Genomic DNA, 26,753 nt, shown 5'->3' on the forward strand with positions numbered 1-26,753 from the left:
TTTGAAATAATTTTAATTAATCATTTGATTGTTTAACGCCTCTTTAATTTTCTTATTCTTAGTTAAAGTAGTCTTTAAAAGCTCATCGAAGGTATTTGGCAGTTCTTTTTCCAGTATTTTAACACCTTCTTCTGTAATGCCCCCTTTTGTGGCTACTCGTGAAATTACCTCTTCAAAACCCATATTTCCTTCATAAAGAAGTTTTGCAGTCCCATAAAGAGTCTTTATAACCATGTCTTGGGTTTCGGCAGGGGTAAAATTACTATTTTCAGCGCCTGCTTCGGCAAATTTCATGAAGATCTCTGCAATGAATGCAGGAGCGCAGCTTGTTAAATCAGATCCTGCTTCAAAATTTTCTTCATCAATGATTTTTACATCACTAATTGAGCTGAAGAGATTATTTACAAAATCTGCTTCTTTTTCAGTTACTTCCTCGTTGTGACAGATAAGAGAAACACCTTCATTAACTTTGGAGGTTAGACTAGGTATGACTTTGGTAATTTTCCCTGGAAATGCACCTTCCACATTCTCCATGGTTAAAGCTGCTGCAATGTATGTAATATGGGAATCTCCTGAAATTTCATCTTTCACTTCTTCAATTACTTCTTTTACTGCAGATGTACCTACAAAAATGAATATTTTACGACATTTTCCTGCTAAATATGCATTGTTATCTGTAATTTCAATTTCAGGATATTTTTTTTTAATATCCTCCAGTTTACTCTTTGTTCTATTTGAAACAATTATTTCATCAGGTTTTATAACATTCGAAGATAGGAGACCTTCTATGATCATGCTTCCCATACTTCCATAACCTATAAATCCAATTTTAGACATTAAATTCCCTCTTTTAATTTAATTGAGTAGTTCTATAAATTTATTTTCTTTAAATATACTAAATTTAAGTTTTCAGTTAATTTTTCAGTTTTAAATTCTTTATAACCAAGCTTTTGATATAATTTTAGATTCTTCCCACTTTTATGACCTGTAATAAGCTCAAATTTTCCACAATTCTTGAAAATTCTCTCTATTTCCCTCATTAAATTTGTTCCAATTCCTTGATTCTGAAAATCAGGATGGACTATGAGTTTTCCAATGTAGCATGTTTTAGGATCAATTAGTAATGCTCTTACTGATCCAATTATCTTCTCATTTTCCACTACCTTAAGGAACACGTGGTTTTCAAATTCTTCTTCTACTTCTTTTAATGTTTGAACTAGAGGGGGAAATATTAAAATCATTATAAAGCTCAGCTTCGCTTTTATATGCCAGTTTCTGTAATTGAAGTATTTCTTCCAGATCTGAAAATTCAGCTTTTTTAGTTATCATTTTTAACCAACTTTACTAACTAATTTCAAGTTAATAATGTATTAAATGCATTGAAAAATTGATAAAAATTGGGCAATAAATTGACTTAACATTATTATTTAAAATGGAATATATGGAATTTCTTAAAGATCATCTAGATCCTTTAAATGATTTAGTTGGGTTTAGATTCTGCACATAATTTATACTTATTGTATAATTTCAGATTCGCAATTGTAAAATAATTAAAGTATAATTAAAATAAGTAGTATATTTTTTATTTGATCCATCTTTAGAATCTATACTTTTTGACTGTTATCATGCATAAATTACTATGATTTGTAGAACCCAATTTTAAGTTCCTATTTAATAATAAAATTATAAAGTTAATATGTGGTTATAATTTATATTAAGTTTTATTCCGTATAAATGGACATTTTATGTCAATTTAATATGGCATAAATATAATTAGGCTGCTAATTTTGTTTTATTTATAATTTGAATCTGTGATATGCCTCTAAATTTTTACATTTGGTAAAAGAAAAAATAGGTTAATATTCATTTTTATGTAATTTAACCAATTTTTAATGTATTTTCACGCAAAATACGTTTTTTTAAGCAAATTGGGGCTTATATTGTAAAAATTATAACGTTTATATGTAACGAATAATAATATATTATAATGTAGTAATACAAAATTTGGAAAATTTATTAAATGGAGTTAGTGACATATGTCGGATACAACAATTTTGATTGTTGAAGATGAAGCCATGACTGCAATGAATCTCCAAAATTGGTTTGAGTTTTGGGGATATAATGCCCCTCTCATAGCATGCTCCGAAAAAACAGCTCTTAAAAAAGTTCAGGAGATAAAAATAGACTTAGTACTCATAAACATAGAACTTGGAAATATGAATGGCCGAATAAATTTTGCTAAAAAAGTAGCTGATAATTTTGATACGGCCATTGTATATATAACCCCTTATTTCAATAATGAAATTATGCAGCATATGAGGGCTACAAAACCCTATGGATGTATATTTAAACCTCTTGAAGAAAATCAATTAAAATATACCGTTGAAAACGCTCTTTACAAAAGGAAAATATATAAAAGGTTTATTGCAAGTAAATAAGAAAAAATAATTATTTTTTTCTTCTTTTTTCAACATTTTTATTTAAATGAATTAATCTTTTCCATAATCCTATCACTCAAACTTTTTAGAAAAAGCCATCAAAAAAAATCTCCGATTTTTTTTGGGGCATGTGAAAATTTTCAATTTTCACGGCTGCAAATCAAAGATTTGCAAGCACTGAAAATCAGAGATTTTCGAGTGTTTGATCAAAAACTACAGATTAAAATGAATTAATCTTTTCCATAATCCGATCACTTAAAAATTCAGAGGATATAAAATCAGGATAGACTGGAAGTCTTTCGTCTAAAGATAGTCCCATTTCTTCTGTCATTTTTCTAAGATCTTCTAATTCGGGCCATGGAGCTTCTGGATTTACGAAGTCCCTTGTAAGCGGTGAAACTCCTCCCCAGTCATCAGCACCCGCAAGGAGAAATACCTGTGCATTATGATTATTTAAGTTTGGAGGGACTTGAACTCCAGTATTCGGGAATAAAAGCCGGGTTACAGCAACCATTTTTATCATTTCAATTACAGATGGTTCTTTCCATGATTCCATGGGGATCCCTTGTTTTGGCTTGAAATTTTGAATGATAATTTCCTGGATATGGCCGTATTTATCATTAATACGTTTTATTTCAAGGAGTGATTCAGCTCTTTCTTCTATTGTTTCCCCTATTCCGATAAGCAGTCCTGTTGTAAATGGAATGTTTAACTTTCCTGCATTTTCAATAGTTTTAATTCTCAGCTTTGGATCTTTTCCAGGGCTTTTCTCATGTACAATTGTTTTCATAAGTCTTTTACTTGTATTTTCAAGCATTAAACCCATAGATGCATTTACTTCATTTAATAATTCCAGTTCTTTCTTTTTTAGCACTCCTGGATTACTGTGAGGTAAAAGTCCTGTATTTTTTAGGGTTTCATCACAGATAAAATAAAGATAGTCTACCATATTTGAATACCCTTTATCTTCAAGCGCTGCTTTTACTTGCGAAGTTTCTTCAGGACGTTCTCCAAAGGTAAAAAGAGCTTCTTTGCAATTATATTTATCTCCTTCATTTAAAATATCAAAAATTTCCTGATAATTCATTAAAATTCGCGCTTCTTTATCATCTGGAGTTTTTTTGAAGGTGCAGTATCCGCATTCATTCCTGCAGATATCTGTAAGTGGTAAAAAGACATTTTTAGAATATGTAATTGTGCCATTATCCCTTTGAGACTCTGCGGTAGAAATTAAAGATAGAATATTTTTACCTTTTGCATTTAAAAGGGATATTATTTCTTCTTTTGAGTATTCAGGCATGCTATCTTCCGTTTAATTTGTAAAAATAGTAATTTAAAGTTTATAAAAAAAGGAGAAAAAATTATTATTCTATATTTGCAGCAACCACTTCCACGAACTGCGGACCTATTCCACTTTTATCTTTCCATGTAACGATAAAAGTCCCAACATTATCGATGAGGCCTAATGTATATGCTACATTACAATTCATGGCTTCTAAAGATTCTTTAAGCAGGTAAACTCCAGTAATATCAGTTTCACCTGGAATATCAACACTTTCTCTTATCCTTTCATCCATTATGCCGATCATGTTCCCCCCTTCTTCGGAAAACATATCTATCTGGCGTGCACCGAGTTTTTTTAAAAGATTCGAAAGAACTTCATCCAGTTCTTCATTAAATTGTTTTCTTGACATTCCCCTTACAATGAGAATATTATCGGCATCTATGGCAGGTTTTGATCCATGGAATGCCTCTAAATCACCCATTACCTGACCTGCAATTTTGTGTATTGGCTTCACTTAGTATCCTCTCCAAAATGATCTCAGTTACAAATTGTTTTAGCAGACTGATTATTTTCTTCTATACCTTCAATTTCGTACTTTAGCTCACCTAACATGGCGACTTTTTCTGCAAATGCGTTATGTCTGTGTATACTTTCCTCATTTATCTGTCTTACAGTTACTAATGTATCATCTGGAAGGTGAGAATATTCATTCACGATCTTCTGTACCATATTTCTTACGCAGTCTTCAACAAACATTGGATGTTCATGCGCATGGACCACAACTGCATTTTCATCGGACCTCTTAAGAAGTTCGCATACTGAAGAGCTCATTGAGTCTTCTATAATCCTTATAAGGTCTTCGCCGCGGATCATATGTTGTTCTGGGACTTCTATCATGATCATCCCCCTTCCCCTCTGGTTGTGCGATGCAAGAGATACAGTATTTAAGACTTTTTCAGTTGTTTCTTCATCTAAAAACTCTAGAAGTTTCTGTCGTGAACTTTCTTTTATAGATTCCTGTGCGCAAGGACATGCTGTCATTCCGACGACCTCAGCACCGATCATCCTCCTTATCACAACTTTATCTCCATCTCTGTAACCGCTGGCGTCTGCCATGATTTTGGTCATTTCCTGAGTTTTCATTTTTGTAACAGGAGATTTTTTCATGAACATGAAATCGCTTTTCATGCTTACTTCTGCCCTTCTTGCGTATTTGTGTTTTTTAAGAAGAAGACTTACTATTTCAGCACATACGTTTTCTATTTCAACTGCTGTGCTTTCCATAGCTTCTTGAAGAACTTCGCTAATGGCTTCTGGGTTCCTGGACATGTGGATCCCTCTCTGCGTACTTGGAAGATCCACAAAGGCGTCGAAGGTAGGTAGAAGTACTATGGGTCTTTTCCCTTCTCTTTCAATTTTTAAAAGTTTTTTAACCCCGCTAACTCCGACCCTTGTAAGATGTACAGGGATAGTGGGTACTTTATCTTGTGTGTCTGGAAAACATGTGATAGACAAAATTTTTCACCCCGATTGATAATCATTTAGTATTTTAGAACTTAAATGTTTAAGTAGATCATAAATTAACCATTTTTTTAGTATTACTAAACTGTCAATATTGGATATGATGATAGTTTAATATATCTAATTTGATAATCAATTCTTTATATCTTTAGTTTTTTAATTATTTATAATTTTAAATACGGATTAATGATTTATAAAGGTAAGTAAATAATTATTAAATCTTTATTAAAACCATTTTCAAAGTAAAATAAAAATAAATTTAGTACTGAAATACTTTAAATGGAAGAATATTAGTTATATTTCAATTAAATAAAGCTTAAACTTTGGTTATTATATCTTTAAATTCTTCTGGTGTTAAGTCCTTTAAATTGTCTAAGGTAACTACATTTGCATTGTAAATTTCTTCTGCTCTTTTACCCAGAAGTTCGCTAGCTTTATCTGATTCAATAATTACTAAAATCTTTTCTAAGCTAAGGCTGCTCATTTTTCTACTAATATCATTTTTCACGTGTTCTATTTTCTTTGAAATTGCCCCGAGTGCAGCTTCAGGAATTTTAGGATTGATAATCTTCATATCTTCTACTTCAAGAGGTACGCCTGCAACAAGTATCTGCTGAGCGTCAACTCCGAACTTGGATATCATTTTTCTAAAGTTTCCTTTACTTGTTAAAATTAAAAGACCATCAGATAATTTTTTAATCTCTTCTTCAACGCTTTCTTTTTCGATGACTCCAAAATTCGCAAGCATGCTGTCTATTTTAGTTCTCACTTTTAAAATTTTCCCGCAAAATAAGTTCGCATCATTTTCATTGAGTTTGTGGGAAGGCCTGCTTGAATAAATAAATTCTTCTGCCTCAATCAGTTCATCTAAAATTTCTCCAAAGAGCTTAACGTCTATATTTCCTTCTTTGGGGGCTTTAAATTTTTCACCTGTAGTTTTAGATTTTCCTGCTTCTTTAATTAGTAACTGAGCTTGATGAAGTCTAAGTTTTTCCATAAATATCACCGTTAATTAAATTTTGTGGAGAAAATAATTCTTTGATGTGTTAATATTTATTTAACTTATTTATATTTCCTCATTGATTAGTATAAGACCTAAAATTCATAAAATGGCGAAAATACATCTTTTATTTTATTAAACGTATTCTTTGTACTTTCTGAAACTTTCAGTTCATGTTTATAATTATCATGGCTTATATTATTTAGTGCGTTTATCATTTTAACATTACACCTTGAAAGAATGTTTAAGTTGTATCCTCCTTCTAAAATTAGAGCTAATGAACCCGCAATGCCCATCATTTTTCCTGCTATATATTCATAGAACTCATCAGTAAGAGATAGACTTGAAAGTGGATCATCTACATGGCCATCAAACCCAACATCCATAAAATAAAAGTCTGCATTAAATTTAGATGATGCCGGTTCAAGAATTTTATCCAGAATGTAAATATAATCATCTGTAGTTGATCCAGGGACCATTGGAATGTTTAAATTACAGCCTTCACCATTACCCTTACCAATTTCTTCTACAAATCCATCTCCTGGAAATAATGTTCTTGGATTTTGATGAATAGAAATATAAAATACATCAGGGTCCTCATAGAATATCTTTGATGTTCCATTTCCAAAGTGAACATCAAAATCAAATATAAAAAATTTTTTAATTTTGCGTTCCTGCCTTAAATATTCTAAAGATATGGCCAGGTTATTAAATATACAAAATCCCATAGATTTATTTCTTGTCGCATGGTGTCCTGGAGGTCTTACAATTGCATATGCACTGTTGTACTCGTTTAAAACTAAGTCTGACGCTTTAATTGCGCCGCCAGCTGCAAGTTTTGCAATTTCGTAAGTTTGGGGAGATGCATATGTGTCATAATCTATATATCCTCCCCCATTCTGGCAGAAAGATTTAATTTGTTCAACATGAGCTTTGGAATGAACTCTTAAAATATCCTCTTTTGTTGCAGATGGAGGACAAATGCAGTGAATTTTACTTAGAATACCTTCCTTTTTTAGAGAATTAATTATGGCATTTAAACGTTCTTTGTTTTCAGGATGGTTTCCAGTATCATGCTTTTTATAATCCTCGCAGTAGACAAGTGCATTCAACTTAAACACCTATATATTTATTGTATATAGTTCAGCACGTCTTTCTGTTTCTTTACCTCTTGAACAGTAAAAGGACAACTTCATGTCATATTTTTGATGTACACTGCAATCTCGGGGACATAGACATGCTCTTTCATCCATTGGACAATTACTTTTACCTAAAATACAGAAAAGGAGCTCTTTGCTTTTTCGTGTACAGTTATTGTAAGTGGGGCATTCATGGCAGATACAATCATTCCTTAATTCTGCAATGAATTTATCTTTATCTGAACTGCTCATTTTATTCAATTCATTTTTTAAATCCTCAAATTTCATAATGATCAATTTATATTTTTGAAATTTGAATGTATTAAATGATGCTGTAAGTTTAATAAAAAATTCATATATTTAATAAAATTAAAATGTGTTAAATTCAGTATATTTTAATATAAACGCCAGGAATGGAATGGGTATGGAATGCAAGTATTTTGAAAAATTAAAGGATTACAATTATGGAGATTTACTAGCTGAAACAGACTACTGGATTATTTTACTCGCACCTGATCAAAGGAACCTAGGAACATGTGTTATAGCTTTAAAAAGATTTGAGGGAGATCTGTCAGAATTAAAGGATGAAGAATGGCTTGAATTTAGTAAAATTGTTAAAAAATTAGAATATGCACTTAAAAAAGCATTTAATTCCACAATGTTTAACTGGGGCTGTCTGATGAATTCTTCTTACCGTAAAGATCCTCCAGATCCACATGTGCACTGGCATATGATACCTCGATATAAAGAAAAAACGGAATTTAAAGGCCTTATTTTTGAAGACCCATGTTTTGGATCCAGTACAATGAAAACAAAAGGAGGCATCCGTAAAGTTGCAGAAGATGTCCGGATAAAAATCATTAAAGAAATAAAAGATAATTTTGAGATATAAATTTTAAAGGGAATGTCTTAGTTATTTTAAGTATTAATCAATTGAGTTCTTATTTTTACCCATTAAAATCAATGCAAATATTGCTGCAAAGCAAACTGCTGTATAAACCATGAATGCAGTATTTAAGCTTTTTAAAAATGTCATATAATACTGGAACGTTATCTGGACATTTCCAAGATACACTGCAAAAATTAGAAGTACAACTCCCATACTCAGCAGCTGCCCAGTAAATACCATAGTTGAAACAGTTGCCGAAGCAGTTCCATAAGTTTTTTTGCTTACAGAACTCATGCTTGCATTTGTGGCGGGGGACGAAAAAAGTGCCAGGCCAGTTCCAACAAGGATTAATCCTAAAATTATTATGTATAATGGACTATTTTCGTTTAAGAAAACGAACAAAGAAAGACCGATAGTTGTGATACCCATTCCTATGGATGTAATTGTGCGGGTTTCAACTTTATTTGATATTCTCCCTGCAAAGGGTGATAAAACAGCTACAGATAGGGGTTGTAAAACCAGAATGATTCCTGCAGCATTGGGACTCAGCAGTTTTAGATATTGGAGATAAAGGCTTAACAGATAGGTCATTGCAGAAGTTCCAAGATTAATTATTAAAATTGAAATTATTGAAATAGTAAAAAATGTGTTTCTAAAGATAGAAATCCTTAAAAGAGGGTGTTTCAATTTAGTTTCATATTTTATAAAGATCAGAGTTCCTAAAATACCAATTAGTATCAGATACTTGCCTGTGTTTCCATTAGGAAGTGTGGAAAATCCCTGCATCAATGTTATCATTATGAAAATGAAAAGTACTGCACCTACAAAATCGAAATGTTCTCCTTTACATCCTGCCCATTCTGATTTAAACTTCAATAAAATGATTGAAAGTATTAAAAGACCAAAAGGAACGTTGAACATAAAGATAATTCTCCATCCAAATTGTTGAATTAAAAATCCGCCCAGTATCAATCCACTGAAAATTCCTGTGTAAACTGATGTAACATAAATTCCATATGCCCTTCCCCTTTCTTTTTCTTCAAAAACTGAAGAAATAAGAGCTATTCCCGTTCCAAAAATCATTGAACAGCCCATACCCTGTAAAAATACAAATATGAGAAGTAAAATTGCAGAAGGGGTGACTGCAGCAAGAAATGAGGCAAATGTAAAAATTGCAACCCCATAGGTAAAAATCTTTTTTCTTCCATGTATGTCGGCTAATCTTCCAAAAGGGAGTATAAATGCTGCATTAGCTAAAATAAATATGGTTGGAATCCAACTTAATAAAATAGCGTTTAAAGCAAAGTCTGTACCAATTGTGGGGATAGCGATATTTAATGAAGTTCCCATAAATGGTACGAGGAAAGAGCCAAGTGCCACAGTGATTAAAACTATGTTTTTAATCTCCTTTTTTTTCATTTTTATAGTTCCAAATTAATTATAATTTAAATTTGTTTTCATTTGAGGTTTAAAACTTTAAATGAGGTTCTAATTTTCTTTATATACTATTTATTATTTGTATAATAAATTAATTAGGATATAATGAGATATAAAAAATAGAAGCTTGTTAAAGTTAAAAATATGGTTAAAGATATTAGATTTTTATTTACGAGATGCAGCGCATTTTTTCTATCTTCTGTTCTTCTTAAATAGCTTAATATGGCAAGACTAAGTGGAATTAGTGAGATGAGTGTAATAACTTTAAAATTTAAAATTGAGGGATACAAAATGGTAATTGAGATACTAAAAAAAGATAATGTGGCCATTATTCCTGAGACTGCAATTATTTTAAAGCCAAATTTGCGTCCCTTGGATACAATCCAGGTAATTTTACCTCCAAGTTTATCTCCTTCCATGTCTGGAATTTGAACTGCACTGATGAACAACATCTGGTAAAGTAGAAGGGGCATTGAAAAAATAATAAAAAGCATGTCTATTGTTCCCATTAAGGTTAAGTAACCTATAGCAGGCATCACGAAACCTGTAGAGATGGTTGCAAGTTCTCCAAGTTTATTGTAGGATAATCTTATTGGGGGAGCAGCGTAAAACCATCCTAGAAGGTTTGCAAATACCATAAATAAAAAGAAACATAGGGGATAAGAAAATAATAACACAAATACTGCAGCAATGATTAAAGATAAGCTTAAAAGCGCAACTGAAAACCATTTTGAAAATTTCTTAAGTTCCGGATTTTCAACTAGAACTCCGCTTCCACCAGCAAACTGGCTTGGTTTACCATATTTATCTGCCTCTAAATCAAAATAATCGTTGCTGTAATGCATAGAAAGCTGCGCAGTAAATAAAATAGCATAACCCAGTAAAAATTTGTTTAAAGAAAATTCAGCATTCAATAAAACTGCAAGGAACGCTCCAATACAAAAATACAGAAAACTTCCCAGTAAAAAATGAAAACGCCCCAGTTTAACAATTTTAACGAGTTTAACATAATTTAAATTCATGCGGTGCCCCTCTAAGCTACATAATATATGTTTATCCGATGTTATATTACTTTTTTACTATGCTTGTAATAAATGAAATTTAGGTCTTTACATGTGGGAGTATTTATTTCGTAAATAATTGCAATTTTGGCGGTTAAAACGTCAATTTCTTAGATTAGCAGACTTTTATGTGTATAATTGATATTAAAATAGAATTAGTTGTTATAATGGAGTTACTGGTGGTAACTTTATTTTTTAACTTGGTTTTTTTTTATTCATGGATAATAATTACAATGTATTTTAGGTTATTTAGTATTACTAAATTATAAATAGTTATGATCACATATTAGAAATAGAATAAATTTTGGAGGTAGATTTTTTATGGCAGAAATGGAAGGAGATATGAAGGAAATGACTGATGTCATTAAAACAACTATAGATGAACTTTTGAAAGTTTTAGCCACTGATAATGTGATAGGAGAAACAATGGAAATAGATGATAAAGTAATAATTCCAATAACTAAAGTAGGATTGATGTTTGGAACTGGAGCTGGAATGGGCGGCATGCGTGATAATAAAGGAAAAGGCGCAGGTGCAGGTGGTGGAGCCGGAATAAGCCCTGTATCTGTAATAGTTGCATTTAAAGATATAAAAGGTCCAGAAGGTGTTCAAATATTATCTGTACATGGTATGGGGCCTCTAGCTAAAATGGTAACAGACGTAGGACAAGGCATTAAAAAAATGGTGGAAGAAGAAGGCGGCCCTGAAGGAGTAATGAAAAAAGGAATGAAAATGGCCAAAAAAGGAAAAGAAGAAATGGGAGGTCAAAGTGGGGGAGAATCTGAAGGTGTAACACCTCGCGGCCCGGGTTCAGAACCTAGAATGTAATATTAATTTGGGGAAAAATTCCCTCAAAATCCTCAAAAATCTATGATTTTTGGGCCCTCGAAATTCATAGATTTCTAATGCCGTGGAAAACTACGTTTTCTCGGCCACAAATCAAAGATTTGTAGGCCCAGAACACATAGTGTTCGAGGGCAGCAAAAACCTAGTTTTTGCGCGTCAAAATCATAGATTTTGACAGATTTCTGTTGGCTATGAATTTTTGATCACCAGCGAAAATTAAAATAAAGAGTGGATTATAAGTGGTAAACATCATTGCAGCCATCATAATTCTTATTATAGTGCTGATCATAATAGGGATTCTGGTGGTTCCTTTTCATATTTCTTTGGAATTATTCAGGCAAAATAAAATTAATCAGGGCTATTTAAGAATTAGGTGGTGGAAAATCAAGATTATAGATAGAGAACTTATACAACCTGAAAAAGAAAAGAAAGAAAAAAAGCCTAAGCGTAAATTTGATTTTAAAAAACTTCTCGATGTACTTCTGGATATGCTTCCAAAAGTCATTCCTGATTTTATGGAATCTTTACCTTACTTTGTGGATATAATGGAGTCCTTTTTAAGATCTATTTCTATAGAAAGAATAGCATTTAATCTTATTTTTGGATTGGGAGAAGTTGCAGATACTGCAATTGTTGGTGGTTTTTTCTATTCAGTAATTGCAATAATAAATGTAATTCCAAATACATATTTCTCGGTAGAGCCTGATCTTAGAAATGAGAGGTTAGAAGGCTCATTAAATATTAAAGTGAAATTAAGGTTACTTAGAATAGTTGCAACATCTCTAAAGGTTTTAACTAAGCGACCTGTTAGATCCCTTCTTTGGGAACTCAGAAAGTTAAGAGGAGTGTTTGTCTAAAATGAATTTTTTATGTGGCACAAAAAAAATATTTGGCCGTGAAAATAGGGGTGAAAAAGATATACCCTCCATGTTTAAAGAGTTCTGTAGAAATTGTAATATAGAAATGCCCAAATGGGATAAAGTAGTTGGAAAACCGATTGGAGCAGCAGATAGAACTATTTATCCAATAATTGAAGTTGTAACTATAGGAAATAACATGCCTAATTTCAGAGGGATAGAGATTTTTCCTATTGCGCTGGTAATAGAAGAGTCTGGAGAAAAATATGCTATTTCACTTACAGGAAAAGAAATTAATTCTGATGAATTTATAGAGATGGTCTTTAAAGAAAGTAAAAAACAGTAATTACTATCCATTTTTTTGAGGTTAAAAAAATGAGTAGTAGTTTACTTTTTAGAGATTAACTTTCGTTATTTTCTTCTTCTTCGATGATTTCGGAAGATCCAAGATCTTCTTTTACTATATTTAAAACGGTTTGAGTGTATGTTCTCTGTACATCTGGTTCTTTTAAGAGCTCTTTTATGAACGCATCAAGTTCGGTTGTATCTCTGAATTTAGCTATTAATATAGCATCATATTCGCCAGTAACATCATATATGCCAAGTACATTTTTGTTATAGGCTGTTTTATCTTCCCAATTTCGTAAAACTCCGCCTTTGACTTTGACGCCAATTACAGTAGTTAATTTATATCCAACTTTAGAGTGATCTAGAAGTGGAACAAATTTTTTAATGATCCCTGTTTTTGTAAATTTATCAACTCTGTTGTGAACTGTACCTACGGATATATCTAATTCACGTGAAATCTTCCTGTAAGACATTCTTCCGTCTTCATTTAATAAGTTAAGAATTTTCCTGTCAATTTCATCTAGTTTGGTTGGTCCCTCGTCATCTCTCATTTTTATCACTGTATTTTTAATTAATGAAAATTATGAACAATGTTTACATATTATCAATTTATAATTTAAATACGTTGCACATTCTTATAAAATTAATTGGTTTGATGAGAATATATACTTATTTAAAACAAAACTATTTTTTTAGGAAAATCTAAATTTTAAGTTAAATTTTATGAAAAAATAAAAAAAGAAAATTGGTTTATTTTGAAGGTTCTTGCACTGATTCGTGAGAATTATATCTCATTTTTGGGTAAGAATAGCAATGATAATGATCTTGCATAGAACAGTGATAAGTATGCCAGTACTAAGATGAAAAGCACTGGAACTAATATAATGCCAATAATTGTAATTGCGAGTACAAATGTGATAGCTACTGCAATTAAACCGATAATTAAAGATACTAACACCACTACAATATACCAAATTATATAATCCACCCATCCGATCTGGGATATATGATCAAGTATTTCAGTGAATCTAAAAGCTGCACTAAATTCGCCATCGTTATATGCCAGATTGGCTACTGCAATGATCTCTATAAACCCTATAATGATGGCTAATATCACATAAATTATGTAGCCTAGGACTAATGCATATAAAGCAGCTCCAGAAAGCATGCCTGCATTCATGACTATATTTTGGCCTGCTCCTAAGCCTGCAGCTATTATCCAAACTGGAATGCTGTAAATTATTCCTACTATGAATAGTTTAAGACCCTCAATGAATAATTCGTCAACATCATCAAAGTTGGGGAGTTCTGATATTCCAGCTAAATTTGATTTCAAAGCTCTTAAAAAGTAGCCTATACCTATAAAATTCACTAATGGGATAATCATTATTATTCCTAGTATCAAAAGCTTTCCCAAATCTGATGTGGGATATCTAATACTATCCGATATATTTTCTCCTATATCCATATTTATTTACCTCTTTTTTAATTTTGACATAAGACAATTTGTTATTTGAGTTATTCACTTATATAAAGATAATGTTCAGCAAAATAGAAGGGTGATGGGTATATATTGCAAAATGCATTTTAAATTTAAAATAAAGATAAAAAATAAAAAAATAAAAAAGGAATTTATTCCCTTGCGTATGTAGTTTTTTCTTCTGTTGCAAACAGGTCTTCTGATGTAACTAATAATCCAAGTGATCTTGCATACAATAGATATGCGTATGGATATAATATTAGGATCATTATTAACCAGCCAATTATTGGAATTATACCTAATATAGATGCTATAACTCCTACAACAATTCCTATAATGATCATTACTACAAACCAGATTATATAGTCAACCCATCCAATTGATTTGATTAAATCAAGTATTTCGCTGAATCTAAATGCTGCTCCAAGGTCGCTGTCATAAAGTGCCATATTTGCTATTGCCATGGTCTGGAATAAAGCAAACAGAATCCAAAGGATAACACCAATGATTGCTACTCCACTTAACAGGCCAATTGCTGCTACTGGAGACACTAAATTTCCTATATTTTGCATTGAAGCTATTGATCCAAATATGCCTATTAATATTACTATCGCTGGTATAATGCTGTATACTATAGAAACCACAATTACTTTAAGACTGTCTATAATCATTTCGCCCCAATCACCGAATTCAGGAAGTTCATCAGAACCTGCTAAAGTCGCTTTTAATGTTCTAAGTACATATCCTGGTACGAAAAGAATTCCAATAATCACCATGCTTAAAAGAGCAAATACTCCTAATTCAAGTACTTTTTTCCAATCTTGTGAAGGATATCTAACTGCATCCCCTACTATGTCGCCTATGTCCATATTTATCCACCTCCTTTTTTAGTTTTAGCATAGACGATTTGTTATTTGAATCATTCACGTATATAAAGATAATGTTTAACAAAATAAAAATTAGTGATAGGTATAGACACTGTAAAAGTGGATTTTATATTTGAAATAAGGATAAAAAATAAAAATAAAGAAATTTGTTTATTTTGAATGTGCAGTTCCTGTTTGCTGGGATCCATATATCACATCTTGAGAACTGTATAGCAATGCTACTGATCTAGCGACATACATCTGTAGATAAGGTGTTACAATTAATGCCATTAACACTACTGTTAGTACAGGGCTAATTAAACTGAAAAGGCCAGTTATAATTCCACCTATGGCAGCAATGACTATATAAACAATTATTGTCACTATGTACCATAGTATAAGGTTTCCCCATCTATGGCTCCTATTTTGTCGAATATTTCGCTGAATCTGAATGCTGCACTAAATTCACCGTCATTGTAAGCCATATTTGCCACTGCAACTGCGATTATAGGGGTAATTATAATCATGTATAACATCGCAAGGATAATCCCAACTCCAGCTCCAATAAGCGCCCCTATAGGAATTGATGATGGATTTAAAATTAATGATATTATAATTGATGCTGCAAAGATTAGTATTAATATAACGGCAGGTATTGAATAAACAAAACCGACTACAGCTACTTTAATGCCGTCTATGAACATAGTAACAAAGTCATCGAATGATGGAAGCTCTGAAATTCCTGCTAAACTTGATTTTATGATTTTAAAGAAGTAACCATATCCTAATAATCCAACAATAAATCCAATAATCCCCAAAACTGATATTAATGTGCTATCTGCCATGAATGATCTTGATATATTTCCTATGCCTGCAATCACCAGGATAATTCCTAATATCAGGATTTTAGTCCAGTCTGATAGCGGGTATTTTAAGGCATCTGAGACTACATCTCCAATATCCATAGTTTAACCTCCTTTTTTTAATTTTGGCATGTGCCAATTCATTTTATTAAGCTCAGCATATATTAAGTGATAATGTTTAATAAAAATAATAAAATTTAATAATTAAAAAGTAAATATTTAACTTGTCTTGTTTTTATTTTCAGTAAATAAGTGTTTTTTCGGTTTTTTATAAGTATTTTATTTTTAATTAAGATCATTAATAGGGCAAAAATTTAACTACTATAATGAAAAATCATATTTAAGGTTAATTATACTTTGATTTAAAACCGAAAAAACAAAAATAACTGGCTTTAAGCAAATATTTACAATTATTACAAATTAAATTAATATTTATTGCACATATGCAAAGTGCAGGTGAACAAATGAAATGGGGAATAGTCGTTATAGTAATCTTATTGCTCATTGGAGGCTATATTTATGCTTCAAGTGCAAATGGAGATATAGAACCATTAGGAAGGCTAGGATTTGTCAAACTTGCTAATCCAGATATGTACCCTGGACATCCGCACTCTGAACTGCTTGCAAAATATGCGGAAGAGAGAGGGTCAAAATGTGCTCTAGTTGTGCACTTTGCTGGAAGCTCGAACTATCGTAGCTATAAGGAAGGAGATGTATATATAATAGAACTGGCGTTCCATGATACTCAGGGTAACGGTGCTGCAGGTAATGTAAACTATTTTGATTCACTTAAAGTTGCATTATTTGGTGTTCCTGATGGCAGATATACCTACAAATCTGATGGAAAAGTCTACAAAACCTATGAAGAGGCGATGGATCATGTCTATGAGCTTGCAAAGGAACATGGTCAGGTAGGCCCTATTCCAATGGTATGGCACGGAACGGCAAGAAGTGGAAACCCTATGATAACTCAGGGCTGTGGATATCCATTGTTTTTTGATATAGTGAGAAGAGAATATGGAATAATCCCTGCATATTATTATACGCTTAAAGGGATGCTTTTACCGTACATAGGTGATCCTTACAGGAATTTCGAGCTGTCGCACGCTTCATCGCTCCAGTATTATTATACACATGGGATGCTTGATTATGAGTAAATTCATTTTTAAGCATTAAAATTATTTTTTACTTATTTTATTTTTAGATTTTAAAATATGAAAAGTGATTTTTTCTCAATTACATAAACGTACTTCTCAGACTTAGAGATTTCAAAGTCATATTTGGGTTATCTATTTCAAAGAGTATTAAACCGGGTTACATGTTTTATTTAAGCGCGAAATTATTTCTTTTAGTTTATCCACCGGAGCGTCTGTCTTAATTCCTGTAGGTTTAAAATGAGTTCTTGATACGAAATATCCCTCTTCTTTAATTAATTCTAAAACAGCATCAAGGCGAGGAGAACTTGTTTTCATTTTTTTACAGATCTGGTGGAGGTCATAAAAAGTTGCAGGACCGTTTGCTTCTTCATATGTCATATTCAAAAGTTTAGATGCTTTTTTTTCCTGGTTTATTTTTGTATTTTCCATATTTTTTAGCATTGCTTCTATAAACTGCTGATCTAAAATACTGCTGCACCACAGGGGACCTACAGTCTTAAAATTTTTACCACATACTGGACAGATAGAACTGGTTTTAGGAGTTATACCTTGAATTACAGTTCTATTGAGGCAGTTTTCACAGTGCAATATGTATCCTATGTCCTTTTTTAGGGATTCGTCTGTTATCTTTGCTCCTTTTTTGACCCTTGCATATATTCGCATGTAGTGTTCAGTACTGTGTGAGAATAATATTTCAATGCACTTTTTATATTTGGAAAATGTCCTTGCAATAAATCCTGCAAGAATTCTAACCCCTAGCTCATGACAGTATTCAGTTTTAAGGGGCATGGCACCGTATTTTCTAACACATGGATCTTTATATGTCCCGCATAGTCCTGAAGTGTCAGTAGCTGTTGCGCAGATCATTCCTCCTGCTTTTAAACTAATTCCTGCAGATTCCATGTAATAAGATGGGGTACCAAATGGATCTATATCAACAATGTCGAATTTTCCTTTGCATTTCCTAAGTAAGATGTTTGCATCTTCTTTGCATGTTTTTATGTTGTCTAAATCGTTTATTTCAATATTTTCATTTGCAAATTGGATTGCCAGGGGGTTTATATCAGTTACAACTACCCTGGAGACATTTTCTATCTCCTTTGCATATCTCACACCTCTGATTCCACTTCCTCCAAAAGCATCACATATGCTAATTTCATGCTCTAATTCTTCTTTATATGTCTTTATTGCAATTACAGATATGTCTCTGTTAAGTTCCATCACGGGATTGTAAAAAACGGGAGCTTTAGACGATACTTTATCAAATTCTGGGGTTTTAATCGTTACAAGCCCTTCATGAATGATTTTAGTGTCCATAATTTAACCATGCCCTTTTTATGATTGTTTTTAAATAAATTGAATAGGTAAATTTAATCAAATACAAATTTTTTAGAATTATTAAAATATAGTAAATTCAATTATTAATTTAATCTTTTATAACTTTAAATTCATTTCCCTGAAATTAAATTACTTAAAGTGTTGCAATTAATTAAAAATTAGATTTTTAATGGAACAAACTGAACTGCATTATAATTTAATTATTTTTATCAGGCTAAAATCATTTTTCTAATACAGAAGTAAATATGATTTTATACAACTTATTTATGTTACAGTAACATACTTTTTTAAACTAATAAATTTAGGTTTAGTTTTAAAGCATGTAAATACATTTTTTATAGATAAACTAATCCATAACATTTGGTTATGCACTACAAATCAAATGAATGAATGTTATTAATAATTAAATACAAATAGTTATACTCTAGTACTAGAGCTAATGGGGGAATAATTATATCAAAAATTCCATTTTTATATAATGCAGAATTGGGTAAAAATAGCTGGTGGAGATATATTGTTACGATTGTAGCGACATGGGGAATACAGGGAATAGTAGGAATTCTTGTGGCTGTGCTTTTTGTAGTATTTTTAATTATGCAAAATGGTATTTCTGCAGTGGGTTTAAATATTCAATCTATTCAATCGAATTCGCTGTTTCTGGTAGCACTGGCATTAATTGGCTTTACGGCTTCTTATTTCGTTTTTTATTTATGCACACGTTTTATACATAAAAGACTATTCATATCGTTATTTACTACTAAATCAAGGATTAATTGGGGTAGAATGTTAAAAGGAGCAGTTTTATGGTTTTTAATACTGGGGATGTTAACTTTAATTTTCTATTTAATTAATCCTGCAAGTTATGAATTAACTTTTAACCCCAGTACATTTGGAATGCTTTTAATTTTAAGTTTGATAACATTTCCAATACAGGCCTCCTTTGAAGAAGTATTTTTCAGGGGATATTTAATGCAGGGAGTGGGTTTATTAAGTAAAAAACCAATTGTACCCCTTCTGGCTACTTCATTTTTGTTCGGTATTGGACACATTATGAATGGGACGGGTATGACTTTAAGCGTATTTCCATTAATTGAGACAGTTATAATTGGTATAGCGCTGGGTATTATAACTTTAGGGGAAGATGGTATAGAAACTGCAATTGGAATACATGTTATGAATAATCTTTATGCGGTGCTCATAGTCAGTACCCCCGACGGAATATTTGGTAATTTACCATCTATCATGATGACTTCATCCAGTCCTTCGGGTGATATTCTTACAACAGCAGCAGCCGCTGTAATTGCAGTGGTAATTATATTCTGGAATAAAAAAGATAAATTAAGGGATATATTTAGATGGGAAGACGCAGAACCTAATTAAATTTATTTAAATTACTTTTTATCTATTTTTAGGAGATATGCAAAAAGCAGTTTTAGTGAATATAACTAAAAAATGGTTAATTTTAAAGCAATTAATTTTTAATTCAGCCTAATTTAAATTGAAAAAGCGCATTCAAATAATAAACTATCATTTTAAAATAAAAATTTAAATAACTCAAGCCACTTTAAATATTTGAAAGTTGAAATAAATATTATAAAAATAAACGATGGGTGAGATGATAATTGTTGTTTGATGTTTATCGTTTATTTTTACTTTAAACTAATCTTGATTAATTAAAGGTGATACTTGATGATACCAATTGCTAAACCATTTATTGGTGATGAAGAAATTAAGGAAGTAGAGGCTGTTTTAAGATCTGGATTCATTGCACAAGGGCCAAAAGTTGCTGAATTCGAAGAAAAGTTTGCAGAATATATTGGCACTAGACATGCTGTTGCTACAAGTTCTGGGACCACAGCATTACATGTTGCCATTCTTTGTGCTGGAATTGGTAAAGGCGATGAAGTAATAACCACTCCGTTTTCCTTTGCTGCAACAGCAAATTCTGTCCTTTATGCTGGTGGAAAACCTGTATTTGTGGATATAGACCCTAAAACATACAATATAAACCCTGAAAAGATCGAGGAAGCTATAACAGATAAAACAAAGGCTATATTACCGGTTCATTTGTACGGACAGCCTGCAGATATGGATCAGATATGTAAAATAGCGGAAGATCATGACTTAAAAATAATAGAAGACGCTGCACAGGCTCATGGAGCTATTTACCACGGTAAAAAAGTAGGGTCTATTGGAGATATGGCGTGTTTCAGTTTTTATCCTACAAAAAATATTACCACTGGTGAAGGCGGTATAATAACCACTGATGATGATGCATTTGACAAAGATGCACGTGCTATACGGGCTCATGGTGAAAGTGAAAGATATGAACATGTTACATTGGGATATAACTTTAGAATGACTGATATCGCAGCAGCAATAGGTGTAGTTCAAATTAAACGGCTTGAAGAGTTCAATGAGAAAAGAATAGAAAATGCAGAATATTTAACTGAGCATATAAATTCAATTGAAGGGATTGAATCACCATATGTGGCTGAAAATGTCAGGCATGTGTTCCATCAGTACACAGTAAGGGTAGAAAATGGTAAAAGAGATGAACTAAAGGAATTTTTAAACAATGAAGGAATTGGAACTGGAGTTCATTATCCTAGGACTATATACAACCAAAAACTTTATGAAGATTTAGGATACACAGCCGATTGTCCTGAAGCGGAAAAAGCAGCGGCTGAAGTTTTATCTCTCCCTGTAAATCCTACCTTAACTGCTGAAGATTTTGGAAAAATAGTATCTGTACTTCAAGATGCTTCAGATAAAATTTTTAAATAATTTAAAGATTTTATTTTTTTTGGTAAATCTGGTTAATTATTTTTTAGTAAAATATAACTTTATTTTTACTTGTTTTTTGAAAAATAGTTATTTAGAATATTTATTTTTAATATTATCACGTTTTATGATTTATTTTTTAAATAGGGATGTGCTTTAAATAATTATTAATACTTAATTATTAAAAAGTATTAATTTTTATAGAACTTATTATATAATAATTGTATGGTGTGGAGTGAAGGAAAATGCTGTGCATTTTCCTGAACCCCAAAATTTTCGTTAAAAAATTTTGGATGTTCTCAAAAATTCATAGAATTTAGAGAACCCCAAAAAAATAGAAAATTTTTTTGGAGGTTGATAACGTGGTTTTTGAAAATGTGCAACAAGGCCTTACAGATTCTGCGAATATGATAATTCAGTTCCTCCCAGCTTTAATTGGCGCTATTATAATCCTGATAATTGGATGGATTGTAGGGCGTGTAGCTGGCGGAATTTTATCTAAACTGCTCCAGAAAACCAAAATTGATGAAACGGTAAGTAAAACTGATTTTGGTGCAACTCTGGATAAGTCTGGAATGACGGTATCAGGACTATTTGGTTCACTGTTTAAATGGTTCATATACCTGATATTCATAATGGCCGCTGTAAACGTCTTAAACATACCGATTTTCGCTGATTTCTTGAATGCAGTAGTATTATATATACCTAACCTTATAGCAGGTGTGCTGGTACTTGTAATAGGATTAATAGCAGTTAACTTCCTCATGAAATGGGTAGGAAGCATGCTAAAAGGGGAAGATGTTCCATTCACTAACTGGATAGTTATGGGGTTACAGGCTCTTCTTTCACTGGTGGTAATTGTAATTGCATTAGACCAATGGCGTATTCAAACTGCAATTATATACACTTTCCTGGTTCCGCTGGCATGGGGAATTTCTGCGGGTCTAGCAATTGCAATAGGAATCGCTGTAGGAGTAGGGGCCAAAGATGTTGTGGCAGACTATTTACGGAAAATGGCAGAAACTGGAGAAAGCAAAGCTAAAAAAATGGAAGGAGAAAGCGAAAAAGAAGAGTTCAGAGAACCTGGAGAAGGAATGCCCCGGTAATTTAAGCACAATTTGCTATTTGAAAATTAAAATTTTGGAACCCAAACAAAAAAATGTTTGGGGATTTCTTTTTATTTTAGAAATAAAGCAGTTAGTAGTTTAAATAGTGTTTGGGAATTTCATTTATTTATTAGAAATAACGCATGCAGTAATAATTTATAAAAAATAAGATTTGAAAATTCCATTTATTTTAGAAATAAAGTGCATAGTAATAGTTTATAAAAATAAGCACTACTTTTGACATGATTAGAATGATAAGCAAGCTCAACATCAATTCAACTAACAGCCTGTTTTTAGTTCTTTCATTCTTTTCATACAGGGTTAAAAACAGCAACGGTAGTACTGGAATTAAATATCTGCCTTGAATCCCATGTATTACTGGTGCTCCAGTATATGTCCATGTGAGATATTCTAAGACAAAAATGGTTCCTGTAATTAACAAAAATACTCCTAAAATAGTATATCTTTGCTTTAGATTTATTTTAAAAGAGCCCTTATCGAAAGCAGCTACTAATAGTATTATAAAGAAATACATGTAGTAAATCAGGTTTGGAATAGGTGAATTTGCGTAAGCCCAGTTACCGACCACTATAAATGGAAGTTCTCCTGCATACTGGGAGGAAGTGTTTAACAGGGTTTGAATAAAGTCTATAGGATAATGTAAAATATAAATTAATTGATCTTGGATAGATATGCCGGGATCAAGGGGCATGTACAGTCCATTAACCATAAAATTCCAGAATGCAATTACCAGAACACCGAGTAAAAACATAAGTCCAAATATCTTGAACATTTTGGTCCTGCCTTCAAATTTCTTGGAAGGGATTAAGAAGAACAGGAGAATCAGCATGATATACGGCATTTTAGCTAAACCCAGTAATAAAGTAATTAGTACGATTATTGCAATGTGTTTCGATGTTATTTGTTTAATGCTGTCATCTAGAGCTAATTTAAGGAAAATTGCAATGCTAATAAATGATAATGAAATGGCTATACTGTCTGCCGAGAGGGAAGCTGCCTGAAATAGTGTCATTGGCATTAAAGCTATGGCTAAGAAACCCCATTTAAACACAGGGGTTATTTTAATTGCTAAAAATACAATAAATAACCATAATAATAGATTTCCAAATCTCCCTAAATACATCAGTATTAATGGGGACAAATCAAACAATTTTCCAAGAGCTATACTTAATCCCGAGGCTAAATAGGGAAGTGGGGAATAAGTTACCACAGCATACTTTGAAATATCTACAAAAGTATTATTACTGCTTTTAAGTGGAAGATTTAATAGATATCTCATGTCCATTGATTGATTGTTTAAAATGTAGTATTTCCATTTTTGATAGATGTTGTCTGTCATGATTTTTACAGACTCGGGAACTGAAACCCCTGCTTTATTTCCTATTTTTTCAGGAATTAGATGTCCATTGCTTATATCCCATGACTTATAATAATGTTCATATTCGTCAGGAACCTGAAAAGGAGGAATTAATACTAAAAAAGCTATTCCGTAAATCAATCCCAGAATAATAAATACATACTGTGGATTTAAACTCTTAATTCTATTCATCACAAGAGATATAGATTTAATTATATAAAAAGTAAACCGGCAAAATATTCCGTTTGTATTTAATTTTACTTACACTTTATCCCGTATCTGGATAATGTATTATTGACTTCAACTATGAAATCTGACCATTTGTTAGGTACAATGTTGGGTATCGATGAGTATTCAAAAAGTTTTGATTTATTGTTAGTGAATTTATCAAAATAACAATTTAAACTTTCTTTAATGATATTGGTGAATTGCTCAAAACAAGTGATATCTATTGATTAAAAGTAAATGTGGTTAAAAATTTAGAAAAAATAATTAACTATTCGAGCACTTTAAAAGTACCTGTAATTGCTACAACTGCTCGAGTATCTGTAACTCCAACACCGTTATACTCAAATAATATATTGTATCTTTTCCCGTTTTTATCAAAATATATTGACTCATATTTAACATATGGGACGTTATAATGGGCATAAATTATATCAAGAGCTTGGGTGCCGTTTATGGTTATATTTTGAACTTCTTCAACCGTATAATTGGCTGCAGTAAGGTTAGCAGTGTTTTTCAGATCGTTTATACTTACTCCATCAACTTTTCCAGTACTATCAAGGGATTCTTTGGATATTTTAAATGTGCAGTTATAGTCCCAGCCGCTTACACCTTTTACAAATACTCCATTTGTACTATTAACTTCTTTAATTGTATATTCATGGGGATATTCAAAGTAGATCCCGCTTTTATTATAGATATTGTTTACGCCAGGGCCCCTGTCTTCATAAGTACAACCAGATACGGCAATTATGAAAATTAAAACTGGAACTATGAGTACAATCTTATTCAAATGATAACCTCTGTATTTTTTAATTGGGATAATGTGATTGAGTATAATTAGGATTATTTCCATTGAATATAAATTTTTTTAGATAGATCTTTGATGGGGGAAGTGATGTGGAGTAACTCCATTAAACGAATAGAACCGTAAATTAGAATAAAATTTGATTTATATTATCTTAATTAGAAAAAGAGGGGTTTGATATTAACCGGCATTCAAATTAGGTTAAAAAATTAAAATTAAATACTGCTATTTAACTGGAAATGATTATTTTCCCATTTTTTGTTCAACTGAACCCACTTTTTCTTCCATTGTTTTGTCTGTATCCCTTCTGTCGTCTATCTTTACGTGGGTTTCAACTCTTTGCACGCCTTCTCTAAATATTGATTCGTGAGCGGCTTTTATTGCAGTGAAAAGTTTATCAGGGTCATTTGTTTCAATTAGAGTGCCCATCCCGGTTAGTTTATATTTAATGCCGTTATCTTCTAATGCAGATGTAGCAGCAGCTATATATTTACTTATGCTTGTATCACATGTCCCAACTGGGACTATGGTTAGTTCTGCAGATATCATAATAAATTATATGTTTAATTTAGTATATCAACATTTTTAAGTGAAATAAGTAACAAAAATTAAGGATTTTTAAGGCTTAAAATTGTAAATTACAAAAAGAAAGCATCAGATGTCTTGAAAATCCTTTTTTTCATGAGTTTCCAATGATTTTAAGAAAATTCTCCAGAAGTTTTTAATTTAACATAAACTATTTCTCAAATAATCTGCAAACCTATTTTGATCTGTTATGGTTGCTCAGGAAGAATTCAACAAAAACATTGAAAACAATGTGAAGGAAACAATAGAAACATATGGGCTGCTGGCACATAATGAAAAAGTTGCAGTGGCCCTTTCAGGTGGAAAAGACAGTATTTTAACATTGCATATGCTGAACAAATTTAAAGAGGAATATAATCTTGATTTGGTGGCCATAACTATTGATGAAGGAATTTCTGGATACCGAAATGAAGGTGTGGAAGCAGCAAGGAAAAATGCTGAAGAGATAGGGGTTAAATTAATTGAAAAATCGTTTTTAGATGAATTTAATTTTAAACTTGATGATATTTTTAGTTTTTATAAGAGCGCATGTATACCATGCGGAGTTTTCAGGAGATACTTACTGAACAAAACAGCTTATGAAGTTGGAGCCTGTAAAATTGCAACAGGTCACAACCTTGACGATGAAATACAATCATTCCTTATGACATTTGCAAGGGCGGATTTTAGAAGATTTTCAAAGTTTGGACCGAAGCTGAATACCATTCATGAAAAACTCATTCCAAGAATTAAACCTCTCTGGAATGTACCTGAAAAAGATGTAGGAACATGGGCAGTTTTAAATGACATAGATGTTCATTTTGCAGAATGTCCTTATTCTCATATGTCTGCAAGGTCTAAAATAAAGGGATTTTTAAACAAGATTGAATCAGAGAGAAAGGGAACCAAAGCGAATATACTTAGATCATTTGACCAAACATTCCAGTTTGAAAAGAAGCCCGCGACTTTGTATGAGTGTAAAAAATGCGGTGAACCATCTTCAATGGATGTTTGTAAAGCATGCGAAATGCTTGAAGAGATTGGGGGTTATTTGGGTGATTAGTTTGTGTTTTTCGTGTTAATGGGTGTTTTGTAAGGCATGCTGTTCTGGAGAGATACATGCTTTTTAAATTACGCTCATGTTCACAAAAACTGTCGGTCTTCAAAAATCTTCGATTTTTGAAACCTCGAAAACAAAGCATTCGAAAATTTACAATTTTCGATGCGTCAAATCAAAGATTTAACAGTTTTCGAAGGTTTTTGTGACCGTAAAAATCGCAGCGGACAAATACTTAGTATTTGTCGCGTCAAAATCAAAGATTTTGACAGCTTGCAAAATTCATAGAATTTTGCAGCCCAAAAA

Annotated in this window: 30 protein-coding genes; 10 read left to right on the plus strand and 20 right to left on the minus strand. The window is 31.9% G+C overall.

Annotation, left to right across the window (positions count from 1 at the left end):
• Window positions 1-12 precede the first annotated feature (12 nt).
• From ASJ80_RS08280 to ASJ80_RS17310, 3 genes are read right to left on the minus strand one after another with little or no spacing between them, the layout of a single operon-like run.
• The gene (locus ASJ80_RS08280) at window positions 13-837 is read right to left on the minus strand and encodes a pyrroline-5-carboxylate reductase dimerization domain-containing protein (RefSeq protein WP_069585062.1); all 825 of its coding nucleotides are present in this window, start codon (window positions 835-837) and stop codon (window positions 13-15) included.
• A 32-nt stretch (window positions 838-869) separates the two neighbouring features.
• Window positions 870-1,241 carry a GNAT family N-acetyltransferase gene (locus ASJ80_RS08285; protein ID WP_218105072.1) on the minus strand — a complete coding sequence of 124 codons (372 nt, stop codon included), beginning with the start codon at window positions 1,239-1,241 and terminating at the stop codon, window positions 870-872.
• Window positions 1,183-1,329: a hypothetical protein gene (locus tag ASJ80_RS17310; protein WP_218105074.1), complete on the minus strand. Its 147-nt coding sequence runs from the start codon at window positions 1,327-1,329 to the stop codon at window positions 1,183-1,185. Before ASJ80_RS17310 ends, ASJ80_RS08285 begins: the two co-directional genes overlap by 59 nt.
• A 707-nt stretch (window positions 1,330-2,036) precedes the next feature.
• On the opposite strand from ASJ80_RS17310, the gene ASJ80_RS08290 reads away from it, so the two are divergent.
• Entirely contained in the window at window positions 2,037-2,438 is a 402-nt protein-coding gene (locus ASJ80_RS08290; protein WP_069585063.1) for a response regulator, read from the plus strand.
• 220 nt (window positions 2,439-2,658) lie between these two features.
• Here the strand turns inward: ASJ80_RS08290 and cofG are convergent, their stop codons facing one another.
• The 6 genes from cofG to ASJ80_RS08320 all read right to left on the minus strand — a co-directional run bounded on the left by cofG (window position 2,659) and on the right by ASJ80_RS08320 (window position 7,635).
• Window positions 2,659-3,738 (minus strand): 7,8-didemethyl-8-hydroxy-5-deazariboflavin synthase subunit CofG, encoded by a 1,080-nt coding sequence (gene cofG, locus ASJ80_RS08295; protein WP_069585065.1) that lies wholly within the window; start codon window positions 3,736-3,738, stop codon window positions 2,659-2,661.
• Window positions 3,739-3,802: 64 nt separating this feature from the next.
• Window positions 3,803-4,237, minus strand: coding sequence for a DUF2120 domain-containing protein (locus tag ASJ80_RS08300; protein ID WP_095652059.1), 435 nt, complete (start codon window positions 4,235-4,237; stop codon window positions 3,803-3,805).
• A 23-nt stretch (window positions 4,238-4,260) separates the two neighbouring features.
• Window positions 4,261-5,238 (minus strand): GTP cyclohydrolase MptA, encoded by a 978-nt coding sequence (mptA, locus tag ASJ80_RS08305; RefSeq protein ID WP_048081807.1) that lies wholly within the window; start codon window positions 5,236-5,238, stop codon window positions 4,261-4,263.
• Window positions 5,239-5,560: 322 nt separating this feature from the next.
• On the minus strand, window positions 5,561-6,241 hold the full coding sequence (locus ASJ80_RS08310; protein ID WP_069585066.1) for a DUF2100 domain-containing protein: 681 nt from the start codon (window positions 6,239-6,241) through the stop codon (window positions 5,561-5,563).
• 98 nt (window positions 6,242-6,339) lie between these two features.
• The gene (locus ASJ80_RS08315) at window positions 6,340-7,356 is read right to left on the minus strand and encodes a histone deacetylase family protein (RefSeq protein WP_069585068.1); all 1,017 of its coding nucleotides are present in this window, start codon (window positions 7,354-7,356) and stop codon (window positions 6,340-6,342) included.
• Window positions 7,357-7,365: 9 nt separating this feature from the next.
• The gene (locus ASJ80_RS08320; RefSeq protein ID WP_176720313.1) at window positions 7,366-7,635 is read right to left on the minus strand and encodes a DUF2769 domain-containing protein; all 270 of its coding nucleotides are present in this window, start codon (window positions 7,633-7,635) and stop codon (window positions 7,366-7,368) included.
• A gap of 172 nt (window positions 7,636-7,807) precedes the next feature.
• Between ASJ80_RS08320 and ASJ80_RS08325 the strand changes: the two genes are divergently transcribed.
• A complete protein-coding gene (locus tag ASJ80_RS08325; protein WP_069585128.1) occupies window positions 7,808-8,275 on the plus strand; it encodes an HIT family protein in 468 nt (155 codons plus the stop codon).
• A 33-nt stretch (window positions 8,276-8,308) separates the two neighbouring features.
• Here ASJ80_RS08325 and ASJ80_RS08330 read toward each other — a convergent pair whose 3' ends face one another.
• On the minus strand, window positions 8,309-9,691 hold the full coding sequence (locus ASJ80_RS08330) for an MFS transporter (protein WP_069585070.1): 1,383 nt from the start codon (window positions 9,689-9,691) through the stop codon (window positions 8,309-8,311).
• A gap of 113 nt (window positions 9,692-9,804) precedes the next feature.
• The gene (locus tag ASJ80_RS08335) at window positions 9,805-10,731 is read right to left on the minus strand and encodes a prenyltransferase (RefSeq protein ID WP_069585072.1); all 927 of its coding nucleotides are present in this window, start codon (window positions 10,729-10,731) and stop codon (window positions 9,805-9,807) included.
• 360 nt (window positions 10,732-11,091) lie between these two features.
• On the opposite strand from ASJ80_RS08335, the gene ASJ80_RS08340 reads away from it, so the two are divergent.
• The 3 genes from ASJ80_RS08340 (at window position 11,092) to ASJ80_RS08350 (ending at window position 12,819) form a co-directional block, all read left to right on the plus strand.
• Window positions 11,092-11,598 carry a GerW family sporulation protein gene (locus ASJ80_RS08340; RefSeq protein WP_069585074.1) on the plus strand — a complete coding sequence of 169 codons (507 nt, stop codon included), beginning with the start codon at window positions 11,092-11,094 and terminating at the stop codon, window positions 11,596-11,598.
• A 257-nt stretch (window positions 11,599-11,855) separates the two neighbouring features.
• A complete protein-coding gene (locus ASJ80_RS08345; protein ID WP_069585076.1) occupies window positions 11,856-12,473 on the plus strand; it encodes a DUF2953 domain-containing protein in 618 nt (205 codons plus the stop codon).
• A gap of 1 nt (window position 12,474) precedes the next feature.
• Window positions 12,475-12,819 (plus strand): hypothetical protein, encoded by a 345-nt coding sequence (locus ASJ80_RS08350; protein ID WP_141705209.1) that lies wholly within the window; start codon window positions 12,475-12,477, stop codon window positions 12,817-12,819.
• Between the two features lie 55 nt (window positions 12,820-12,874).
• Here ASJ80_RS08350 and ASJ80_RS08355 read toward each other — a convergent pair whose 3' ends face one another.
• The 5 genes from ASJ80_RS08355 to ASJ80_RS08370 all read right to left on the minus strand — a co-directional run bounded on the left by ASJ80_RS08355 (window position 12,875) and on the right by ASJ80_RS08370 (window position 16,132).
• Complete coding sequence (locus ASJ80_RS08355; protein ID WP_048081816.1) at window positions 12,875-13,372, minus strand: Lrp/AsnC family transcriptional regulator; 498 nt, start codon at window positions 13,370-13,372, stop codon at window positions 12,875-12,877.
• Window positions 13,373-13,605: 233 nt separating this feature from the next.
• Entirely contained in the window at window positions 13,606-14,289 is a 684-nt protein-coding gene (locus ASJ80_RS08360) for a DUF4013 domain-containing protein (protein ID WP_069585080.1), read from the minus strand.
• 164 nt (window positions 14,290-14,453) lie between these two features.
• A complete protein-coding gene (locus ASJ80_RS08365; protein ID WP_069585082.1) occupies window positions 14,454-15,170 on the minus strand; it encodes a DUF4013 domain-containing protein in 717 nt (238 codons plus the stop codon).
• Between the two features lie 168 nt (window positions 15,171-15,338).
• A complete protein-coding gene (locus ASJ80_RS17490) occupies window positions 15,339-15,551 on the minus strand; it encodes a hypothetical protein (protein ID WP_245837532.1) in 213 nt (70 codons plus the stop codon).
• Window positions 15,551-16,132: a DUF4013 domain-containing protein gene (locus ASJ80_RS08370; RefSeq protein ID WP_245837533.1), complete on the minus strand. Its 582-nt coding sequence runs from the start codon at window positions 16,130-16,132 to the stop codon at window positions 15,551-15,553. Before ASJ80_RS08370 ends, ASJ80_RS17490 begins: the two co-directional genes overlap by 1 nt.
• 362 nt (window positions 16,133-16,494) lie before the next feature.
• On the opposite strand from ASJ80_RS08370, the gene ASJ80_RS08375 reads away from it, so the two are divergent.
• Window positions 16,495-17,187 (plus strand): hypothetical protein, encoded by a 693-nt coding sequence (locus ASJ80_RS08375; RefSeq protein WP_069585084.1) that lies wholly within the window; start codon window positions 16,495-16,497, stop codon window positions 17,185-17,187.
• Window positions 17,188-17,334: 147 nt separating this feature from the next.
• On the opposite strand, the gene ASJ80_RS08380 is transcribed toward ASJ80_RS08375, so the two are convergent.
• The gene (locus ASJ80_RS08380) at window positions 17,335-18,504 is read right to left on the minus strand and encodes a tRNA (guanine(10)-N(2))-dimethyltransferase (protein ID WP_069585086.1); all 1,170 of its coding nucleotides are present in this window, start codon (window positions 18,502-18,504) and stop codon (window positions 17,335-17,337) included.
• 507 nt (window positions 18,505-19,011) lie between these two features.
• Here ASJ80_RS08380 and ASJ80_RS08385 point away from each other — a divergent pair.
• The 3 genes from ASJ80_RS08385 to ASJ80_RS08395 all read left to right on the plus strand — a co-directional run bounded on the left by ASJ80_RS08385 (window position 19,012) and on the right by ASJ80_RS08395 (window position 22,415).
• Complete coding sequence (locus ASJ80_RS08385) at window positions 19,012-19,905, plus strand: CPBP family intramembrane glutamic endopeptidase (protein WP_083241040.1); 894 nt, start codon at window positions 19,012-19,014, stop codon at window positions 19,903-19,905.
• Window positions 19,906-20,214: 309 nt separating this feature from the next.
• Window positions 20,215-21,312 carry a DegT/DnrJ/EryC1/StrS family aminotransferase gene (locus ASJ80_RS08390; RefSeq protein WP_069585091.1) on the plus strand — a complete coding sequence of 366 codons (1,098 nt, stop codon included), beginning with the start codon at window positions 20,215-20,217 and terminating at the stop codon, window positions 21,310-21,312.
• A 359-nt stretch (window positions 21,313-21,671) separates the two neighbouring features.
• Window positions 21,672-22,415, plus strand: a complete 744-nt coding sequence (locus ASJ80_RS08395; protein ID WP_069585093.1) for a mechanosensitive ion channel family protein — start codon at window positions 21,672-21,674, stop codon at window positions 22,413-22,415.
• Window positions 22,416-22,605: 190 nt separating this feature from the next.
• On the opposite strand, the gene ASJ80_RS08400 is transcribed toward ASJ80_RS08395, so the two are convergent.
• The 3 genes from ASJ80_RS08400 to ASJ80_RS08410 all read right to left on the minus strand — a co-directional run bounded on the left by ASJ80_RS08400 (window position 22,606) and on the right by ASJ80_RS08410 (window position 25,375).
• Window positions 22,606-23,985 (minus strand): DUF2142 domain-containing protein, encoded by a 1,380-nt coding sequence (locus tag ASJ80_RS08400; RefSeq protein WP_083241041.1) that lies wholly within the window; start codon window positions 23,983-23,985, stop codon window positions 22,606-22,608.
• A gap of 304 nt (window positions 23,986-24,289) precedes the next feature.
• Window positions 24,290-24,811 (minus strand): PsbP-related protein, encoded by a 522-nt coding sequence (locus ASJ80_RS08405; RefSeq protein ID WP_069585097.1) that lies wholly within the window; start codon window positions 24,809-24,811, stop codon window positions 24,290-24,292.
• 258 nt (window positions 24,812-25,069) lie between these two features.
• Entirely contained in the window at window positions 25,070-25,375 is a 306-nt protein-coding gene (locus ASJ80_RS08410) for an MTH1187 family thiamine-binding protein (RefSeq protein ID WP_083241042.1), read from the minus strand.
• Between the two features lie 226 nt (window positions 25,376-25,601).
• Here ASJ80_RS08410 and ASJ80_RS08415 point away from each other — a divergent pair, with 226 nt between their 5' ends.
• The gene (locus ASJ80_RS08415; protein ID WP_069585101.1) at window positions 25,602-26,453 is read left to right on the plus strand and encodes a TIGR00269 family protein; all 852 of its coding nucleotides are present in this window, start codon (window positions 25,602-25,604) and stop codon (window positions 26,451-26,453) included.
• Window positions 26,454-26,753 lie beyond the last annotated feature (300 nt).

It is taken from the genome of Methanobacterium bryantii (assembly GCF_002287175.1).
GTDB lineage: Archaea > Methanobacteriota > Methanobacteria > Methanobacteriales > Methanobacteriaceae > Methanobacterium_D > Methanobacterium_D bryantii.

Coding starts and splice junctions, on each gene's coding strand:
- ASJ80_RS08390 (WP_069585091.1), top strand. CDS start 20,215: ATGATACCAATTGCTAAACCATTTATTGGTGATGAAGAAATTAAGGAA.
- ASJ80_RS08415 (WP_069585101.1), top strand. CDS start 25,602: ATGGTTGCTCAGGAAGAATTCAACAAAAACATTGAAAACAATGTGAAG.
- ASJ80_RS08325 (WP_069585128.1), top strand. CDS start 7,808: ATGGAATGCAAGTATTTTGAAAAATTAAAGGATTACAATTATGGAGAT.
- ASJ80_RS08320 (WP_176720313.1), bottom strand. CDS start 7,635: ATGAGCAGTTCAGATAAAGATAAATTCATTGCAGAATTAAGGAATGAT.
- ASJ80_RS08400 (WP_083241041.1), bottom strand. CDS start 23,985: ATGAATAGAATTAAGAGTTTAAATCCACAGTATGTATTTATTATTCTG.
- ASJ80_RS08340 (WP_069585074.1), top strand. CDS start 11,092: ATGGCAGAAATGGAAGGAGATATGAAGGAAATGACTGATGTCATTAAA.
- ASJ80_RS08310 (WP_069585066.1), bottom strand. CDS start 6,241: ATGGAAAAACTTAGACTTCATCAAGCTCAGTTACTAATTAAAGAAGCA.
- ASJ80_RS08280 (WP_069585062.1), bottom strand. CDS start 837: ATGTCTAAAATTGGATTTATAGGTTATGGAAGTATGGGAAGCATGATC.
- ASJ80_RS08290 (WP_069585063.1), top strand. CDS start 2,037: ATGTCGGATACAACAATTTTGATTGTTGAAGATGAAGCCATGACTGCA.
- ASJ80_RS08330 (WP_069585070.1), bottom strand. CDS start 9,691: ATGAAAAAAAAGGAGATTAAAAACATAGTTTTAATCACTGTGGCACTT.
- ASJ80_RS08355 (WP_048081816.1), bottom strand. CDS start 13,372: ATGAGAGATGACGAGGGACCAACCAAACTAGATGAAATTGACAGGAAA.
- ASJ80_RS08285 (WP_218105072.1), bottom strand. CDS start 1,241: ATGATTTTAATATTTCCCCCTCTAGTTCAAACATTAAAAGAAGTAGAA.
- cofG (WP_069585065.1), bottom strand. CDS start 3,738: ATGCCTGAATACTCAAAAGAAGAAATAATATCCCTTTTAAATGCAAAA.
- ASJ80_RS08350 (WP_141705209.1), top strand. CDS start 12,475: ATGAATTTTTTATGTGGCACAAAAAAAATATTTGGCCGTGAAAATAGG.
- ASJ80_RS08360 (WP_069585080.1), bottom strand. CDS start 14,289: ATGGATATAGGAGAAAATATATCGGATAGTATTAGATATCCCACATCA.
- ASJ80_RS08365 (WP_069585082.1), bottom strand. CDS start 15,170: ATGGACATAGGCGACATAGTAGGGGATGCAGTTAGATATCCTTCACAA.
- ASJ80_RS08370 (WP_245837533.1), bottom strand. CDS start 16,132: ATGGATATTGGAGATGTAGTCTCAGATGCCTTAAAATACCCGCTATCA.
- ASJ80_RS17310 (WP_218105074.1), bottom strand. CDS start 1,329: ATGATAACTAAAAAAGCTGAATTTTCAGATCTGGAAGAAATACTTCAA.
- ASJ80_RS08335 (WP_069585072.1), bottom strand. CDS start 10,731: ATGAATTTAAATTATGTTAAACTCGTTAAAATTGTTAAACTGGGGCGT.
- ASJ80_RS08375 (WP_069585084.1), top strand. CDS start 16,495: ATGAAATGGGGAATAGTCGTTATAGTAATCTTATTGCTCATTGGAGGC.
- ASJ80_RS08410 (WP_083241042.1), bottom strand. CDS start 25,375: ATGATATCTGCAGAACTAACCATAGTCCCAGTTGGGACATGTGATACA.
- ASJ80_RS08380 (WP_069585086.1), bottom strand. CDS start 18,504: ATGGACACTAAAATCATTCATGAAGGGCTTGTAACGATTAAAACCCCA.